The following is an 18548-nucleotide window of genomic DNA, read 5'->3' as shown; positions in this document are numbered from 1 at the left end:
GGGCTTTTGCGTCTGCTCGCGCAGGGGCGTCACGGGTCGCGGGGGAGGCCCAGCAGCCGTTCGGCGATGATGTTCAACTGCACCTCCGACGTGCCGCCGTAGATCGTGGTGGCCCGGCTGGCCAGCAGGTAGTCACCCCATTTGCCTTGCGGCGTTTCGGGATCCGCGATCACCGCATCGGAACCGAAGGACGACACCGCGAATTCGGCATAGCCCTGCCCGGTGCGCATCGACAGCAGTTTGGAGATAGCCGCCGACGGCATGGCGTCACCCCCGGCCAGCGTCAACAACGTGGAGCGCAGGTTGAGCACCTTGGCGGCGTGCCCCTCGGCGATCAACTGTCCGGCGCGGTGCCGGGCGGTCTGGTCGAACTGCCCGTCACGGACGAACTCGACGAATGCCGGCAGGCTGGCCAGGAAGTTCAGATCGCTGCCGCCGATCGAAACCCGTTCGGCGGTAAGGGTATTGCGGCTGACCTCCCAGCCCCGGTTCGCCTCACCCAGCACGTTCTCGTCGGGCACGAACACGTCGTCGATGTAGACGGTGTTGAAGAACTCCTGCCCGGTGAGCTCACGCAGCGGCTTGACCGTCACCCCCTCGCTCTTCATGTCCAGCAGGAAATAGGTGATGCCGTTGTGCTTCGGAGCGCTCGGGTCGGTACGAGCCAACAAGGCACCCCATTGCGAGAACTGCGCGGCCGTCGTCCAGATCTTCTGTCCGGTGATGCGCCAGCCGCCGTCCACCCGCGTGGCCTTGGTGGACAACCCGGCCAGGTCGGATCCCGCGCCGGGCTCGGAAAACAGCTGGCACCACACCATTTCGCCGCGGAAGGTCGGCGGCAGGAACCTCTGCTGCTGTTCCTCGGTGCCGAACGCGACGATCGACGGGATGACCCAGGCCGCGATGCCGATCTGCGGCCGCTTGACCCGTCCGGCGGTGAACTCCTGGGCGATGATCACCTGCTCGACCGGACTGGACGCCCGGCCCCACGGCTTGGGCAGGTAGGGCAGCACCCAGCCGGCCTCCGCGATCGCGACTGTGCGCGCCGCCCGGTCCATGTCCTTGAACGCGGTCACCTCGGCCCGGATCTCGGCCCGCAACTGCTCGGTTTCCGGGTCCAGGTCGATGTCCACCGCGCGCATCCCGGTGCTGGTCGCGGTGTCCACCACCCGCTGCGGGTACTCCGAGCTGCGGCCGAACGACGCGGCCAGCATCAGCGCCCGGCGGTAGTAGACGTTGGTGTCGTGCTCCCAGGTGAAGCCGATGCCGCCGTGCACCTGGATGCAGTCCTGGGTGCAGCGCTGGGCGGCGGCCGGAGCCAGTGTGGCGGCCACCGCCGCGGCGAACTCGACGTGCTCGCTGCCCTCGTCCAGGGCGCGGGCGGCGTCCCATACGGCGGCGGTGGCCCGTTCGGTGTCGGCGACCATCTCGGCGCACTTGTGTTTGATGGCCTGGAACTGCCCGATCGGCCGACCGAACTGCTCACGGATCTTGGCGTAGCCCGACGCGGTGTCGGTCGCCCAGCGCGCCACGCCCACCGCCTCGGCCGAGAGCAGCGTGGTCATCAGCGCGTGGGCGGTGGTCATGCTCAGGTTGTCCAGCACCACGTCGTCGCCGACCTCGACGGCGTTGGCCCGCACGTGGGCGACGGGCCGCAGCGGATCGATACTCTGCACCGGCTCGATCTCGAGCTGGTCGGCGCGTAGCACCACCCACTCTTCGCCGCTGTCGATCGCCACCGGCAAGACCAGGGTCGACGCCTGCGCCGCGGCCGGCACCGCGCGGATCTCGCCGCGGATCACCAACGCGTCACCGTGCCGGGTGGCGGTCAGGGTGGAGTCCAGCGCGTAGGCGGCGATGGCCGCCCCGGACGCCAACTCGGCCAGCACCTTGGCCTCGGGGTCGTGCGCGGCGATCAGCGCGCTGGCGATCGTCGACGGCACGAACGGTCCGGGTACCGCGCCGTATCCGAATTCGGCCAGCACAATGGCCAGCTCGAGCACACCGAACCCCTGCCCGCCGACCGACTCGGCCAGGTGCACACCCGGCAGGCCCTGGTCGGCGGCGGCCTGCCAGTACGGCGGCGGGTTCTGCACCGGCGTTTCCATCGCCTCGTGCAGCACCTCCGAGGGCGCTACCCGTTCGACCAGGGACCGCACCGAGTCGGCCAGGTCTTGATGTTCAGGGGTGATTGCGATCGGCATTGTTCGCCTTCCCGTGCGCGGTTTCCTCCAAGCTAACAACCGGTCGGTTGGGCGTGACTCAACCCCACCGGTTGGCGATCCACTCCGCGATGGTGTCGGCCTGCTCGTCGCGGGCACCGGGGGTGGTGAAGTAGTGGTCGCTGTCGATCGCGGCCTGCGTCTTGTCGGTGCCGGCCAGCCCGTCGTAGATGCGCTGCGCGTCGGACGGGAACACGCCGGTGTCGGCCTCGGCGTTGATCACCAGCGCCGGCACCGTGATGCGGGCCAGATGCGGCTCGGCGCGGGTCTGGGCCGTCCGCAGACTCCACATGCCCAGCCAGTTGCGCAGTGTGGTCGCCGCGGCGATGCCGCGCGCCGAGCGGTTCGCCTTCTCCGGCGTACCGGCATAACACGAGTTGGGTTGGCGCTTGGTCGGTTCGATATCGGGGTCGACCATGCGCGGGTCGGCCCAGGTGCGCATCACGGTGAACGGTCGATCCGAGAAGCCCGCGGCGCGAACACGTTTCAGCTCGGCTTCGGCCCAGTCGGTGATGGCGTCATTGCGCGCCACCTGCGCGGCCCGGTAACGCTCGACGAACTCCGCCGAGTACGGCGGTCCGTTGTCCCCGTCGAACAGATCCAGATCGGGATCGGTTGCGACGGGATCGTTCTCGTCGACGACCGCACCGTCCATCCAGGCGGTCAGCACGTCCGGTCGTCCCGGATGGGCTGCCGTCGCGACGTAGCCGTCGGCGGCCGGCAACTCGGTGACCCCGTCGGCGGGGCGCATGCCGTCCAGTGGGGTGACATTGGGATCCACCGCCTGCGACTGGTAAGCCGCCATCAGCGAACCGCCACCCGAATTACCAAGCAGCACAACCGTTTCCGCGCCGGCCACGGCACGCAGCCAGCACACCCCCACCCCGATGTCGACGAGGGCGTGGTCGAGCAGGAAACTGCTCTCGAAGCCGCGAAACCGGGTGTTCCAGCCCAGGAACCCGATGCCGCGGGCCGCGGCGTACTCGGCGAGGTAGTGCTCGGAGAAATCGATCTGGTAGTGGGTGGCGATCATCGCCACCTTCGGTCGATGCCCGGATGCGTGGTGATAGAGCCCCTGGCACGGGTGTCCGCCCGCCCCGGCGCGTCCGGCGGTGGGCGACGGCAACCCGATGAACTCGCGGATGACCTCGGTCAACTCGAGCGATCCTCCTCGCAGTAGATGGCCCGGTAGTAGATGTTGGCCAGCGTCCGGATGCAGGCCTGATCGTCGGGTTCCTGCGTCCGGGTCAGTTGGATGTAGCAGAACTGGTTGAACATCGCCACGATCGCCTCGGCCAGCAGCAGTGGGTCGTCGTCCGCGCAATAGCCCTGCGCCTGCGCGCGTTTGACCGATTCGGCGATGAAAGAGATTGGCAACGAGCACATTTCGGCCCAGTACTGGGCGAAGTCCTCGTTGACCGTCGCCAGTTGGGACACGCCGATCATCTCCGCGAGGCGATGCCGGTAGGTGTGCCAGTGCGCCGCCGCGGCCTGGTGGGCGCGTTCGCGATCGGACAGACCGTGCTGGGTCACCGTCTGCGCGCGCTGGTTGGCCTCGTCGCGGAAACGCAGCGCCCACTGCCGGACCATCGCCTCTTTCGAGTCGTAGTAGTTGTAGAACGACGCCGCGGAACGGCCCGCTTCGGCGGTGATGTCCGCGATGGTGGTAGCCAGAACTCCCTTGCGCGCGATGACTTTTCGGGCGGCAGCGTCGATGGCGGCCTGGGTCCGCCGACCGCGGTGAGTCGGAAACGTGGCGGGACGGCTGCTGGGTTCTGCCGCGGCCGTCACCTCATGCACCTCCCGCAGACCTGAATCTGATGTTAGATTCAGTTTTGGACGATCATAGGTAGGGAGGGGCACGATGATCAAGCCGCACAACGTCAACACCGAGTTCGAACTCGGCGGGATCAACCACGTCGCGCTGGTGTGCTCGGACATGGCCCGCACCGTGGACTTCTACAGCAACGTCCTGGGCATGCCGCTGATCAAGTCGCTCGACCTGCCCGGTGGCGCGGGGCAGCACTTCTTCTTCGACGCGGGCAACGGCGACTGCGTGGCGTTCTTCTGGTTCGCCGAGGCCGCCGACCGGGTGCCGGGGCTGAGTTCGCCGGGCGCGCTGCCGGGCCTGGGTGACATCACCAGCGCGGTCAGCACCATGAACCATCTCGCGTTCCACGTGCCGGCCGAGAAGTTCGACGCCTACCGGCAGCGGCTGAAGGACAAGGGCGTACGGGTGGGTCCGGTGCTCAACCACGACGAAAGCCCGATGCAGGTCGCCGCCAAGGTGCACCCCGGCGTGTACGTGCGCTCGTTCTACTTTCAGGACCCCGACGGGATCATGTTGGAGTTCGCCTGCTGGGTGCGGGAATTCACCGATGCCGACACCCCGGCGGTGCCCAGGACGGCGGCCGACCGGCGACCGCCGGTAGCGGCTGCGCCTTAGGTGGCGACTCCGGCCTTTCCGATCAGGCCGTACAGGCCCGGGTTGGTGAGCTCGCTGACCAGCAGCGTCAATTGGTCGACGAGTTGATCGGGCTCGAGCCGGATGTCGCTGGCCAACCAGGCACTGATGGCCTGTCCGACGCCGCCCACCGCGAAGTGCGCACCCATCTTGAGGCGCTCGTTTGCTGCTATCTGCAGTGCGCTGGCCGCGTACTGGCCGGACAGCAGGGCGAACAGGGCGGTGGACTCGGCGCGTTTGCGGATCACCACGGGGTCCGCGAGTTGGTTGCTGAACACCAAGCGGCCGACACGCGCGTCGTCGGCGATGGTGTTGACGATATTGGCCATCCCGGCGCGGGACTGCTCATGCGGCGGGGCCGCCATCACCGCGGCCTGCGTCTTTCCCGCCAGATCGGCGATGATCCAGTCGAAAACAGCGCCGATGAACTCGTCTTTCTCGGTGAAGTTCTCATAGAAATAGCGGGTGGCCACCCCGGCCTCTCGGCAGATGCTGCGAACGGTCACCGTGGACAGATCCTGCTGCTCGGCGCCCAGCAGGTCCAGACCCGCTGCCAGCAGCTTTCGCCGCCGCTCAGCTGAGCGCACCGCGGCGTCGATGCCGCGGTACGGCCGCGCGCGGGCACCCTCACTGTCCGGAGCCATGGGACACATCTTGACACATGTGCAAGAGCGGACAAATATCTGAGAACACATGTTTTTACAATTTGCGGACAAAAAATGTGCGAAAGGGCCGTCAAATGGCGATTCATGAGGCGGCTCCGCAGCGGCGTCGACATGTCGAGCGGGCCGTGTCGGATCCGGCCCGGGCGGTCCGAACGTCCGGCAAGCGACGGTCGGGTATCGACGACGGCATGATGGGAGTGGCGCTGCTGGCCGGGCCTGCCAACGTGATCATGCAATTGGCGCGGCCGGGGGTCGGCTACGGCGTGATGGAGAGCCGCGTCGAGAGCGGGCGCATCGACCTGCATCCGATCAAGCGGGCGCGCACCACCTTCACCTACCTTGCTGTTGCCACGGCCGGAAGTGACAGCCAGAAGGCGGCCTACCGGCGCGCGGTGAACCGGGCCCACGCCCAGGTTCGCTCCACTCCCGAGAGCCCCGTGTCGTACAACGCCTTCGATCCCGCGTTGCAGCTGTGGGTGGCCGCTTGCCTCTACAAGGGCGGTGTAGACGTCTACCGCACGTTCGTCGGAGAGCTCAGCGACGAGGACGCCGACCGTCACTACCAAGAGTCGATGACGTTGGGCACCACCTTGCAGGTGCCGCCGGAGATGTGGCCGGCCGACCGTGCGGCCTTCGACGAGTACTGGCAGGAGTCGCTGGGCAAGGTGCACATCGACGACGCGGTGCGCGCCTATCTGTACCCGATCGCCGTCGCGCGCATCAAACGGCTGCCCATGCCGGGCCTGCTGCGCGCGATCCCGGAGAACATCGCCCTGCTGATCACCACGGGCTTTCTGCCGCAACAGTTCCGCGACGAGATGCAGTTCCCATGGGACGCCGGCCGGCAACTCCTGTTCGACCAGTTGATGGCGTTGATAAAGATCAGCAACGGCCTGATGCCGCGGTTCGTCCGGCAGTTCCCGTTCAACGTGTTGCTGTGGGACCTCGACCGGCGGATCCAGGCCGGTCTCCCGCTCGTCTAGCACCGCACGGACGTCGTCCGAACTCAAGCCGAATTCGGCCGCCGACACTTCCCGTACAGCACTTGCGCTCGATCCTGCCATGGTGTCGAATGGCTGATAATGAAAATCATATTCATCAACCGGTCTGGCTGAGATGCCGGTCTGGCTCGCGTCGCCGCCGGAGGTGCACTCGGCGTTGCTCAGCAGTGGACCCGGACCGGGCCCGCTGCTGTCGGCCGCCGCGGCATGGTCGGCGCTGAGCACCGAATACACCGAGGTTGCCGACGAACTGATGGCGCTGCTGGGTGCGGTGCAGGGCGGGGCCTGGGATGGACCGACCGCCGTGCAATACGTCGCGGCGCACGTGCCGTACCTGGCTTGGCTGACGCAGGCCAGCGCCCACAGTGCCAATGCCGCTGCCCAGCACGAGACCGCGGCCGCCGCTTACACCACCGCACTGGCCGGGATGCCGACGCTGGTCGAGTTGGCGACCAACCACGCGGTCCACGGGATCCTGGTCGCGACCAACTTCTTCGGAATCAACACCATCCCGATCGCGCTGAACGAGGCCGACTACGCGCGGATGTGGGTCCAGGCGGCCACCACGATGGCGTCCTACGATGCGGTGGCCGCCGCCGCGGTCGCGTCGACGCCGCAGACCACCGCCGCACCGGAGATCGTCCACGCCGAAGACGACCACGACCACGACGACGAGCACGAGGGCGAGCACGAGGGTGAGGACGGCCACGAGGGTCACGACCACGGCGACCCGACCCAACTGGACTACCTCGTCGCCGACCTGCTGCGCGCCCTGACCAACGGGCAAATCGACTGGAATCCCCTGGAAGAGACCCTCAACGGGATCCACATGCACGACATCACCGACGCCACGCAGCCCATCTGGTGGGTAGCCCGGTCGTTGGAGTTCGGGCAGCAGTTCGAAACGTTCGTCCAGGAGCTGTTCACCGACCCCGCCGGTGCCATCGAGTACGTGGTTCAGCTGGCCGAATTCGACTGGCCGACCCACCTGGCCCAACTTGCGCCGCTGCTGCAGTCCCCGCAGTTGTTCGCCGCCGCGATGGGCGGCGCCGTCGCCAATCTGGGTGCGGTCTCCGGTTTCGCCGGCCTGGCCGGTCTGGGCGCCATCCAGCCCGCCGCGATCCCGGTCGCGCTCGCACCGGTGGGCGCGGGACCCGTGCTGCCCGCTGTCGGGACCGCCGCCCCGTCCGTCGTCGCCTCGGCCGCACCCGCGGCCCCGGCGCCGACGACCTCGACCGTGGCCGGCTCGGTCACCAGCGCCGGACCGCCGCCCCCGGCGCCCGCCGCAGCCGCCGGCCCGGGTTTTCCCTTCCTGGTCGGTGGGGGGCCCGGCATCGGCTTCGGTTCGGGAATGAGCGCCGGCGCCAGCGCCAGCAGGAAGGCTTCCGAGCCCGACGCCGCCGCGGTCGCCGCGGCCGCCGCCGCACGCGAGCAGGCTCGCCAACGCCGACGGCGCCGTTCGGCGCTGCACGAGCACGGCGACGAGTTCGCCGACATGAATGTCGATGTCAACCCGGACTGGGGCGCATCGCCGGAAACCGAATGGGTCGGTGCTTCGGATCGCGGCGCCGCAAACCTGGGCTTCACCGGCACCGTGCACCGCGAAGCAGCCGGTGCGGCGGCCGGGCTGACGGCCCTGGCCGGCGACGAATTCGGCGGCGGTCCACGGGTGCCGATGCTGCCCGGCAGCTGGGATGCGGATCGCGGCTGAACTTCGGCGGGCACGCGTAAGGTCGGGCGGGTGCGAAGCGAAGGTGACAGCTGGGACATCACCACGAGCGTGGGGTCGACGGCGCTGTTCGTGGCCACCGCGCGGGCGCTGGAGGCGCAGAAGCCCGACCCGCTGGCCGTCGACCCGTACGCGGAATTGTTCTGCCGCGCCGTCGGCGGTTCCTGGGCTGAGGTCCTGGACGGCCAGGCACCCGACCACGAGTTGCTCAGCGAAGACTTCGGCCGGCACTTCGTCGACTTCCAGGGCGGTCGCACCAGATATTTCGACGCGTACTTCCAGCGCGCCGCCGCCGCCGGCGCCCGACAGGTCGTCATCCTGGCGGCCGGACTGGACTCCCGGGCCTACCGGCTGCCCTGGCCCGACGGGACGACGATCTTCGAGCTGGACCAGCCGCAGGTGCTCGACTTCAAGCGCGAGGTGCTCGCCGAGCACGGTGTGCAACCCCGCGCCGAGCGCCGGGAGATCGCCGTCGATCTGCGCGACGACTGGTCACAAGCGTTGCAGGACAACGGATTCGACCCCACCCAGTTTTCGGCCTGGATCGCCGAGGGACTGCTGATCTATCTTCCGGCCGCCGCTCAGGAGGCGCTGTTCACCGGCATCGACGCGCTGGCTGCCCTCGGCAGTCACGTCGCCGTCGAGGACGGCGCTCCGCTGCCCCAGGACGAATACGAAGCCAAGGTCGAAGAGGAGCGCGCCGACCCGGAAGCCAACCAGCGTCCCTTCTTCCAGTTGGTCTACAACGAACAGTGCGCCCCCGCCGCCGAGTGGTTCGGTCAGCACGGGTGGACGGCCGTCGGCACGCCACTGAACGACTACCTGCGTGAGGTGGGCCGGCCGGTACCCGGGCCGGAGTCCGAGGCCGCGCCGATGTTCGCCCGCAACACTCTGGTCAGCGCCGCCAAGCCGTAGCCGGCCCCCGGCGCGGGCAACGACCCCCGCCGTTGTTAATGAAAATCATATTCAGTAAGCTGTGTACCCGGGCGGCCGCTCAGTGCGGCCAGCGCAAGAAATGCTGGTCAGACGTGCCAAGACGGGAATTGATGTGGCGAAGCGCACGCGATCGACCGCCTCGACAGTTAGCTTAGGGAATGCTAACTTCGTGAGGCTAACCGCAGGCGGAGTCGGCCAGCGGTGATCTTTTCTTCCAAAAGAAGGCGGGGCGTGAACGCGGTGATATCGGCATGATTGGGGCTCAGCCCCGCGCATCCCGGACCGACGGCAGGGTCGACGAGGACGTGGTCAGCAGATTCGCGACGTGCTGCCGCGCCCTGGGCATCGCGGTCTACGAACGGCAGCGCCCGGCGGATCTGAGCGCGGCGCGATCGGGATTCAGCGCGCTCACCCGGATCGCCCACGACCAGTGCGACGCGTGGACCGGCCTGGCCGCTTCCGGCGACACGTCCAAGCGTGTGCTGGAACAGGTTTCGCGCACCGCGGCGACGGCCGGAGTGTTGCAGCGGCAGGTCGAGCTGGCCCGCGGTGCCCTCGGGTTCCGCTACGACACCGGCCTGTATCTGCAGTTCCGTGCCACCAGTCCCGACGACTTCCACCTCGCCTACGCGGCCACCCTGGCATCCGAAGGGGAGTTTGCCCAGGCATACGACATCGTCAGCCGCATCGCCGAGCGCCGCCCCCAGTCGCGTGAGGCCCGCTGGATCGCGGTGGTCATCAACTACCGGGCCGAACGCTGGTCGGACGTCGTCAAGCTGCTCACCCCGATCGTCAACGACGCCGACCTCGACGCGGCGTTCGCGCACGCGGTGAAGATCGCCCTGGGTACCTCGCTGGCCCGGCTGGGGATGTTCGCTCCCGCGCTGTCCTACCTCGAGGAGCCCGAGGGTCCGATCGCCGTGGCGGCGGTCGACGGCGCGCTGGCCAAAGCTCTCGCGCTGCGGGCGCACGTCGACGAAGAAGCCGCCAGCGACGTGCTGCACGAGCTCTACGCGGCCAACCCGGAGAACGAAGAGATCGAGCAGGCGCTGTCCGACCCGAGCTTCGGAATGGTCACCACCACCGCGGCCCGCATCGAAGCGCGGACCGACCCGTGGAACCGCGACACCGAACCCAGCGACGCCGACTTCGTGGACCCGGGCGCACGGGAACGTAAGGCCGCGTTGCTGGCCGAAGCGGAGGTGGCGCTCAACGAGTTCATCGGCCTGAACGAGGTGAAGAATCAGGTTGCCCGGCTCAAGAGTTCGGTCGCCATGGCCGTACTGCGCCAGCAACGCGGACTCACCGTCGCCCAGCGCACCCATCATTTGGTGTTCGCCGGCCCGCCCGGGACGGGTAAGACCACCATTGCCCGAGTGGTGGCGAAGATCTATTGCGGCCTGGGACTGCTGAAGCGGGAGAACATCCGCGAGGTGCACCGCGCCGACCTGATCGGCCAGCACATCGGCGAGACCGAGGCCAAGACCAACGCGATCATCGACAGCGCGCTGGACGGGGTGCTGTTTCTCGACGAGGCGTATGCACTGGTGGCCACCGGAGCCAAGAACGACTTCGGTCTGGTGGCCATCGACACGTTATTGGCGCGCATGGAGAACGACCGCGACCGGCTGGTGGTCATCATCGCCGGATACCGCGCCGACCTCGACAAGTTCCTGGACACCAACGAGGGTCTACGGTCCCGGTTCACCCGCAGCATCGACTTCCCGTCGTACCAGCCGTCGGAGTTGACTGAGATCGCGAATCTCATGGCGCAGCAACGCGACAGCATGTTCGAACAGGCGGCACTCGACGACATGCAACGGCTCTTCACTCACCTGGCCGAGACGTCGTCGCCGGACAGCAACGGGATAGACCGGCGCAACCTGGACATCGCCGGCAACGGCCGGTTCGTACGGAACGTGGTCGAGCGTTCGGAAGAAGAGCGTGAGTTCCGGCTCGATCATTCCGAACAAGCCGGCACGGGTGAGTTCACCGACGAGGACCTGATGACAATCACCGCACAAGACGTCGGCAATACGGTGGCCCCGCTGCTGCGTGGCCTCGGGCTGTCGGTGCCGGCATGAGCAAGAACGACTCGGACAACGAATGGGGTGACGACCGCCGTTCGTTCGCGTCCCGGACTCCGGTCAACGACAACCCCGACAAGGTCGAGTACCGTCGTGGCTTCGTCACCCGCCACCAGGTGACCGGCTGGCGGTTCGTGATGCGCCGCATCGCCTCGGGAATCGCGTTGCACGACACCAGGATGCTGGTCGACCCGCTACGGACCCAGTCCCGGGCCGTGCTGATGGGTGCGCTGCTGCTGATCACCGGATTGCTTGGCTGCTTTGTGTTTTCGCTGATCCGGCCCAACGGGCAGGTCGGCAACAACGCGGTCCTGGCCGACCGGTCCACCGCCGCGCTCTATGTGCGGGTCGGCGACCAGCTGCATCCGGTGCTGAACCTGACCTCCGCCCGCCTGATCGCCGGTCAGCCGGTCAACCCCACCACGGTGAAAAGCGCTGAGCTGGACCGCTTTCCGCGCGGCAACCTGGTCGGCATCCCGGGCGCCCCGGAACGCATGGTGCAGAGCAGCGCCCGCGACGCCGCCTGGACGGTGTGTGACGCCGTCACCGGGCAGCCCGGCCGCGGCGCGCGCAGCACCGGCGTGACCGTCATCGCGGGCAAGCCGTACAGCGACGGCACCCGCGCAGCCGCGATCGGCTCGACCCAGGCGCTGCTGGTGGACGCAGCCTCTTCGGGAGGGAACGGAACCTGGCTGCTGTGGGACGGCAAGCGCAGCCGGATCGACCTGGCCGACCGCGCGGTCACCAACGCGCTGGGCTTGGGCACCGAGGTGCCCGCACCGCGACCCATAGCCGCCGGATTGTTCAACGCCATACCGGAATCGGCGCCGCTGACCGCACCACCCATCCCCAACGCGGGTGCTCCGGCCGGCTTCGCGGTCCCCGCGCCGATCGGCGGGGTCGTGGTGGCCTACTCGCTGGACAAGGCCGGCTCGGACACGTTCTACGCCGTGCTGCCCGACGGTCTGCAGTCGATCTCACCGGTGCTGGCCTCGGTCTTGCGCAACACCAATTCCCATGGCCTGCAACAGCCGCCGCGGCTGGGTGCCGACGAGGTCGCCAAGCTGCCGGTGTCGCGGCTGCTGGACACCTCGCGCTACCCCGCCCAACCGGTCACCGTCGTCGACGCCGCCAGCAGCCCCGTTGCCTGCGCGTTCTGGAGCAAGCCGAACGGCGCTGCCACCAGCTCGCTGACGTTGCTCTCGGGTTCGGCGCTGCCGGTCACCGAGGGTGTGCGGACCGTCGAACTGGTCGGCGGCGGGGCGAAAGTCGCGCTCACCCCCGGCACCGGATACTTCACCCAGACCGCGGGCGGGGGTCCGGCGGCGCCGGCCACCGGTTCGCTGTTCTGGGTATCCGACACCGGTGTCCGGTACGGCATCGACACCGAGTCCGACCGGTCCGGGGTCAACGGCAAAACGGTTGAGGCGCTTGGCCTCAAGTCGCCGCCGCTGGCCATCCCCTGGTCGGTCCTGTCCTTGTTCGCAACTGGCCCGACGCTGTCGCGCGCCGATGCGCTGCTGGCGCATGACGGTTTGCCGCCGGACAGCCGACCGGGCCATCCGGTAGCCGCCGAAGGGGAGCCCCGATGAGCAGACTGATCTTCGAGGCGCGCCGGCGGTTGACGCCGCCGAGCGCCCGCAAGGGAACCATCACCATCGAGGCGCCGCCGGAGCTGCCGCGGGTGATCCCGCCGTCGCTGTTCCGGCGGGCGATGCCGTACCTGATCGGGATCCTGATCGTCGGCATGATCGTCGCGTTGTTCGCCACCGGCATGCGGTTGATCTCGCCGCAGACGCTGTTCTTCCCGTTCGTGCTGCTGCTTGCCGCGACCGCGCTCTACCGCGGCGACAGCAACAAGATGCGCACCGAAGAAGTCGACGCCGAGCGGGCCGACTATCTGCGGTACCTGTCGGTGGTCCGGGACAACATCCGCGCCCAGGCCGCCGAGCAGCGCGCCGCCGCGCAGTGGTCGCACCCCGAGCCCGAAGCACTGGCCGCGGTGCCCGGATCCCGTCGGCAGTGGGAGCGCGACCCGCACGACCCGGACTTCCTGGTGCTGCGCGCCGGTCGGCATTCCGCGCCGCTGACCACGGCGCTGCGGGTCAACGACACCGCCGACGAGGTCGACCTGGAACCGGTGTCGCACAGCGCATTACGCAGCCTGCTGGACACCCAGCGCACCGTGCCGGACGTACCGGCCGGCATCGACCTGAGCAAGGTCTCCCGGATCAGCGTGCTGGGCGACAGCGCAGACGTCCGCGGGGCGGTACGTGCCTGGATCGCCCAGGCGGTGACCTGGCATGACCCGACGGTGCTCGGTGTGGCGCTGGCCTCCCGCGATCTGGAGACCGACGACTGGTCGTGGCTGAAGTGGTTGCCGCACGTCGACATTCCCGGCCAGGTCGACGGTGTCGGTCCGGCCCGCTACCTCACCACCGATCCCGACGAGCTGATAGACCTGTTGGAGCCTGCCCTCGACGAGCGCCCCGCGTTCACCGGGCAGCCGGTGGATGCGTTGCGGCACTTGCTGATTGTCGTCGACGATCCCGACTACGACCTGACCGGTTCGCCGCTGTCGGCCGGTCGGGCCGGCGTCACGGTGCTGCACATCTCGGCCACGGCGCCCAACCGCGAGCAGTACTCGGACCCGGAGAAGCCGATCCTGCGGGTCGCCCAGGGCAGCATCGACCGGTGGCAGACCGGCGGCTGGCAGCCCTATATCGACGCCGCCGATCTGTTCGGCGCCGACGACGCGGCACACCTGGCCCGTCGGCTGTCCCGGTGGGACTCCAACCCGACGCATACCGGGCTGCGCTCGGCGGCCACCCGCGGCGCGAATTTCACTACCCTGCTGGGCATTTCGGATGCGTCCCGGCTGGACGTCCCCGCCCTGTTCGCGCCGCGACGCCGTGACGACGAGTTGCGGGTGCCGATCGGCGTCACCGCCACGGGTGAGCCGCTGATGTTCGACCTCAAGGACGAGGCCGAGGGCGGGATGGGTCCGCACGGCCTGATGATCGGTATGACCGGCTCGGGCAAGTCGCAGACGTTGATGTCGATTCTGTTGTCGCTGTTGACCACTCACTCCGCCGACCGGCTGATCGTCATCTACGCCGACTTCAAGGGTGAGGCCGGGGCCGACAGCTTCCGCAACTTCCCGCAGGTGGTCGCGGTCATCTCCAACATGGCCGAGAAGAAGTCGTTGGCCGACCGGTTCGCCGACACGCTGCGCGGCGAGGTGGCGCGGCGCGAGATGCTGCTGCGCGAGGCGGGCCGCCGGGTGCAGGGCAGCGCGTTCAACTCGGTGACCGAGTACGAAGCCGCTCAGGCCGGCGGGCATGACCTGCCGCCCATCCCAACGCTTTTCGTGGTCGCCGACGAGTTCACCCTGATGCTGGCCGACCACCCGGAATACGCGGAGTTGTTCGACTACGTGGCCCGCAAGGGGCGCTCGTTCCGCATCCATATCCTGTTCGCGTCGCAGACACTGGACGTCGGCAAGATCAAGGACATCGACAAGAACACCTCCTACCGGATCGGTCTGAAGGTGGCCAGCCCCAGTGTGTCGCGCCAGATCATCGGGGTGGAGGACGCCTACCACATCGAGTCGGGCAAGGAGCACAAAGGCATCGGGTTCCTGGTGCCCGCACCCGGGGCCACCCCGATCAAGTTCCGCTCCACCTACGTCGACGGCATCTACGAGCCGCCGCAGGCGGCGAAAACCCTGGTGGTGCAGTCGGTTCCGGAGCCCAAGCTGTTCAGCGCCGGCCCGGTGGAGCCCGATCCGGGCACCGTGATCACCGGGGCCGAGGACGACGAGCCGATCGGTCCGCCGCGCAAGCTGATCGCGACCATCGGCGAGCAACTGGCCGCATACGGGCCCAAGGCGCCGCAGCTGTGGCTGCCGCCGCTGGACGAGCCGATCCCGCTGACCTCGGTGCTGGCGCGGGCCGGCGTGCCGGCCCGGCAGTGGCGCTGGCCGCTCGGCGAGGTGGACAAGCCCTTCGAGATGCGCCGCGACCCGCTGGTGTTCGACGCGACGTCGTCGGCCGGCAACGTGGTGATCCACGGCGGCCCCAAGTCCGGCAAATCCACTGCGCTGCAGACGTTCATCATGTCGGCTGCCAGCCTGCACTCGCCGCGCGACGTCACCTTCTACTGCCTGGACTACGGCGGCGGACAGCTACGCGCGCTGGAAGGCCTGGCGCACGTCGGCAGTGTCGCCTCGGCGCTCGAGCCCGAACGCATCCGCCGCACCTTCGGCGAGCTGGAGCAGCTGCTGCTGTCCCGTCAGCAGCGCGAGGCGTTCCGGGACCGTCCCGCGAACGGACACGGCCACCGGCTGGACAAGGACGACGGGTTCGGCGAGGTCTTCCTCGTCATCGACAACCTGTACGGCTTCGGCCGCGACAACGTCGACCAGTTCAACACCCGAAACCCGTTGCTGGCCAAGGTGACCGAACTGGTCAACGTCGGCCTGGCCTACGGCATCCACGTGGTCATCACCACGCCCAGCTGGCTGGAGGTGCCGCTGGCGATGCGCGACGGGCTTGGTCTGCGCCTGGAGCTCAAGCTGCACGACGCGCGGGACAGCAACGTGCGGGTGACCGGGGCACTGAGCCGTCCGGCCGACGCCGTCCCGCACGACCTGCCGGGTCGCGGATTGACCATGGCCGCCCAGCATTTCCTGTTCGCCGAACCGGAGTTGGAGCAGATCCCGGCGATCAACGCCCGCTACCCGGGCCAGTCGGCGCCGCCGGTGCGGTTGCTGCCCACCGACCTCGCACCGGCAGCGGTGGGTTCGCTGCACCGGGGACCGGAGCAGGTGGTGATCGGCCAGCGCGAAGAGGACCTCGCGCCGGTGGTGCACGACTTCGCCGAGAATCCGCTGCTGATGGTGTTCGGCGACAGCAAGTCGGGCAAGACCACCCTGCTGCGCCACATCATCCGCACCGTCCGGGAGAACTCGACTTCCGACCAGGTGGCCTTCACCGTGCTGGACCGCCGGTTGCACCTCGTCGACGAACCGCTGTTCGCCGACAACGAGTACACCGCCAACATCGACCGGATCACCCCGGCGATGATCGGGCTGGCCAACCTCATCGAGGCACGCCGGCCACCGGCCGGTCTGTCACCGGCCGAGTTGTCGCGCTGGACATTCCAGGGCCACACGCACTACCTGATCATCGACGACGTCGACCAGATCCCGGACTCCGCCGCGACCTCCGGCCCTTACCTCGGACAGCGGCCCTGGACCCCGCTGATCGGGCTGCTGGGGCAGGCCGCCGACCTGGGACTGCGGGTGATCGTGACCGGCCGGGCGTCCGGGTCGTCGCACGCGTTGATGACCAACCCGTTGCTGCGCAGGTTCAACGACCTGCAGGCGACGACATTGATGCTGGCCGGAAACCCGCAGGACAGCGGCAAGATCCGGGGCCAGCGGTTCAGTCGGCTACCGGCGGGGCGGGCCATATTGCTCACCGACAGCGATTACCCGACCTACGTGCAGCTGGTCAACCCGCTCGTCGGTGCGGCGGCGATATCCGGTGAGACGCAACAGAAGGGAAGTCAGTCATGACGCTGCGAGTGGTTCCAGAAGGATTGGCCGGCGCCAGCGCCGCGGTGGAGGCGCTGACGGCGCGTCTGGCCGCCGCGCACGCCGCCGCGGCGCCGTTGATCACCGCGGTGGTGCCGCCGGCGGCGGACCCGGTTTCGCTGCAGACCGCCGCCGGGTTCAGCGCGCAGGGCCAGGAGCACGCCGCGGTGGCGGCCCAGGGTGTCGAAGAGCTGGGTCGTGCCGGCGTCGGTGTCGGCACGGCCGGCGCCAGTTACCTCGCCGGTGACGCGGCGGCCGCTGCGACGTACGGGATCGCGGGCGGCTGAATATGAGCTCCCCCATGGGGCCGGTCTGGATCGCCTCGCCGCCTGAGGTGCATTCGGCGTTGCTCAGTAGTGGTCCTGGACCGGCGTCGCTGTTCGCGGCGGCCGGGGCCTGGAACGCGCTCAGCGCCGAATATGCCGCGACGGCAGCCGAACTCAGTGGTCTCGTGGCGGCAGTTCAAGCGGGCGCCTGGCAGGGCGCGACCGCCGAACGGTATGTGGCCGCACATCAGCCCTACATCGCGTGGCTGCACCAGGCCGGCGCCGACGCCGCGGGAACGGCGGCGCAGCACGAGATCGCGGCTTCGGCCTACACCACCGCGCTCGCGGCGATGCCCACACTGGCGGAACTGGCCGCCAACCACATCGCGCACGGCGTGCTGGTGGCCACGAACTTCTTCGGTGTCAACACCATTCCGATCGCCCTCAACGAGGCCGACTACATGCGGATGTGGTTGCAGGCCGCGGCCACCATGGGTCTTTACCAGGCGGCGACGGGCGCGGCGTTGGCCACTGCGCCGCGTGCCACCGCGGCACCGGCGATCGTCAGCCCCGCTGCGGAGGCCGCGGCCGCCGACTCGGGTTCGCAGTTCGACATCCTGCAGATCATCGTCAATCTCCTGCGCGACTACGTGCTACTGCTGCCCGACGGCCCACTGCTGTGGGACTTCCTGTCCAATCCGCTGCCGGCGATCCAGCAGATGATCATCGACTTCGCCACCAACCCGCAAGCCGCACTGGTCACCTGGTGGCCGTTGCTGTTCGCGCTGGGGTATCAGGCGTTCTTCCAGCCCGTCGGCTGGACCTTCTGGGGCATGGTGGCGACGTCGCCCGCGTGGTTGCCGACGTTGGCCGCCGTCGGGTTGGGCAGCCTGGGGTTACTGAACCTGATCCGGGTCGACGTGATCCCCGAGATCCCGGCCGAACAGGCGCCCGTCCCGATCGCCGGCACCGCGCCGCACAGCGTCGGAGTGGCCGGACTCGCCCCGACCGTCGCAAGCCCGGCCGGCACGCCGGCGTCGGCACCCGCGGCCGCTGCGCCCGCCGGTACGGTCACGGCGACCGCGGCCCCGGCGGCGACGGCTTTCCCGTACGTGGTTGCCGGGCCCGACGGCTGGGGACCGGGCCTGGGTCCGACGGTGGGCGACCGCGCCGCGGCCAAGGCGCCGGCAGCCACCATCCCCGCGGCCGGGGCGGCGGCGGCCAGCGGCGCGGCGGCTCGGGCCAAGCGCCGCCGGCGCGCGCCCCAGCACCAGCACGGCGACGAGTTCCTGGACCTGGATTCGGCCGTCGACCCCATCTGGGACGACGACGCGCAGGCTTCCCGGAGCGGCGCCGGCACGTTCGGCTTCGCGGGCACGATACCCAGGGAGACGCTGCTGCAGGCCGCCGGGCTGACGGCACTGGCCGGCGACGAATTCGGCGGTGGCCCAAAGGTTCCCATGATGCCGGGCACCTGGGAACAGGCCGGGGAGGAAGGGGGGCCGGAAAGTCAGCGAGACGAACTACCGCGTGCGGGTCGTTAGAGGGATTCGGAGTCAGGGAAAGGGAAAGGGAGAGT

The 18548-nt window shown here is 68.8% G+C and carries 13 protein-coding genes; 9 read left to right on the top strand and 4 right to left on the bottom strand.

All coding sequences use genetic code 11. From position 1 onward, the window contains the following. Positions 1-29: 29 nt before the first annotated feature. Genes AC5Y4D_RS22845 through AC5Y4D_RS22835 form a run of 3 tightly spaced genes read right to left on the bottom strand, consistent with a single transcriptional unit; the run spans position 30 to position 4013 of the window. Positions 30-2204: an acyl-CoA dehydrogenase family protein gene (locus AC5Y4D_RS22845; protein ID WP_500038277.1), complete on the bottom strand. Its 2175-nt coding sequence runs from the start codon at positions 2202-2204 to the stop codon at positions 30-32. Positions 2205-2262: 58 nt separating this feature from the next. After that, positions 2263-3378, bottom strand: a complete 1116-nt coding sequence (locus tag AC5Y4D_RS22840) for an alpha/beta hydrolase (RefSeq protein WP_500038276.1) — start codon at positions 3376-3378, stop codon at positions 2263-2265. Beyond that, positions 3375-4013 carry a TetR/AcrR family transcriptional regulator gene (locus AC5Y4D_RS22835; RefSeq protein WP_499943970.1) on the bottom strand — a complete coding sequence of 213 codons (639 nt, stop codon included), beginning with the start codon at positions 4011-4013 and terminating at the stop codon, positions 3375-3377. Before AC5Y4D_RS22835 ends, AC5Y4D_RS22840 begins: the two co-directional genes overlap by 4 nt. Positions 4014-4086: 73 nt before the next feature. Between AC5Y4D_RS22835 and AC5Y4D_RS22830 the strand changes: the two genes are divergently transcribed. After that, the gene (locus AC5Y4D_RS22830; RefSeq protein WP_499943969.1) at positions 4087-4668 is read left to right on the top strand and encodes a VOC family protein; all 582 of its coding nucleotides are present in this window, start codon (positions 4087-4089) and stop codon (positions 4666-4668) included. Here the strand turns inward: AC5Y4D_RS22830 and AC5Y4D_RS22825 are convergent. Beyond that, the gene (locus AC5Y4D_RS22825) at positions 4665-5330 is read right to left on the bottom strand and encodes a TetR/AcrR family transcriptional regulator (RefSeq protein ID WP_499943968.1); all 666 of its coding nucleotides are present in this window, start codon (positions 5328-5330) and stop codon (positions 4665-4667) included. The two genes, AC5Y4D_RS22830 and AC5Y4D_RS22825, sit on opposite strands and share 4 nt — an antisense overlap. A gap of 95 nt (positions 5331-5425) precedes the next feature. Here AC5Y4D_RS22825 and AC5Y4D_RS22820 point away from each other — a divergent pair, with 95 nt between their 5' ends. The 8 genes from AC5Y4D_RS22820 to AC5Y4D_RS22785 all read left to right on the top strand — a co-directional run bounded on the left by AC5Y4D_RS22820 (position 5426) and on the right by AC5Y4D_RS22785 (position 18513). After that, complete coding sequence (locus AC5Y4D_RS22820; protein ID WP_500038275.1) at positions 5426-6334, top strand: oxygenase MpaB family protein; 909 nt, start codon at positions 5426-5428, stop codon at positions 6332-6334. 133 nt (positions 6335-6467) lie between these two features. After that, positions 6468-8063: a PPE family protein gene (locus AC5Y4D_RS22815; RefSeq protein ID WP_500038274.1), complete on the top strand. Its 1596-nt coding sequence runs from the start codon at positions 6468-6470 to the stop codon at positions 8061-8063. Positions 8064-8093: 30 nt separating this feature from the next. After that, positions 8094-8996: a class I SAM-dependent methyltransferase gene (locus tag AC5Y4D_RS22810; protein ID WP_499992448.1), complete on the top strand. Its 903-nt coding sequence runs from the start codon at positions 8094-8096 to the stop codon at positions 8994-8996. Positions 8997-9268: 272 nt separating this feature from the next. Beyond that, positions 9269-11101 (top strand): type VII secretion AAA-ATPase EccA, encoded by a 1833-nt coding sequence (gene eccA, locus AC5Y4D_RS22805; RefSeq protein ID WP_499992447.1) that lies wholly within the window; start codon positions 9269-9271, stop codon positions 11099-11101. Beyond that, positions 11098-12696 carry a type VII secretion protein EccB gene (gene eccB / locus AC5Y4D_RS22800; RefSeq protein ID WP_499992446.1) on the top strand — a complete coding sequence of 533 codons (1599 nt, stop codon included), beginning with the start codon at positions 11098-11100 and terminating at the stop codon, positions 12694-12696. The genes eccA and eccB overlap by 4 nt, the downstream gene beginning before the upstream one ends. Then, positions 12693-16685, top strand: a complete 3993-nt coding sequence (eccCa, locus tag AC5Y4D_RS22795; RefSeq protein ID WP_499992445.1) for a type VII secretion protein EccCa — start codon at positions 12693-12695, stop codon at positions 16683-16685. The genes eccB and eccCa overlap by 4 nt, the downstream gene beginning before the upstream one ends. Next, complete coding sequence (locus tag AC5Y4D_RS22790; RefSeq protein WP_499943961.1) at positions 16682-16990, top strand: PE family protein; 309 nt, start codon at positions 16682-16684, stop codon at positions 16988-16990. Before eccCa ends, AC5Y4D_RS22790 begins: the two co-directional genes overlap by 4 nt. A gap of 2 nt (positions 16991-16992) precedes the next feature. Next, positions 16993-18513, top strand: coding sequence for a PPE family protein (locus tag AC5Y4D_RS22785; protein ID WP_499993782.1), 1521 nt, complete (start codon positions 16993-16995; stop codon positions 18511-18513). Positions 18514-18548: the final 35 nt, after the last annotated feature.

Source organism: Mycobacterium sp. NGS67, from assembly GCF_059812185.1.
Note: the sequence above shows the minus strand (reverse complement) of the source record. Positions and strands in the feature narration are given on the sequence as shown.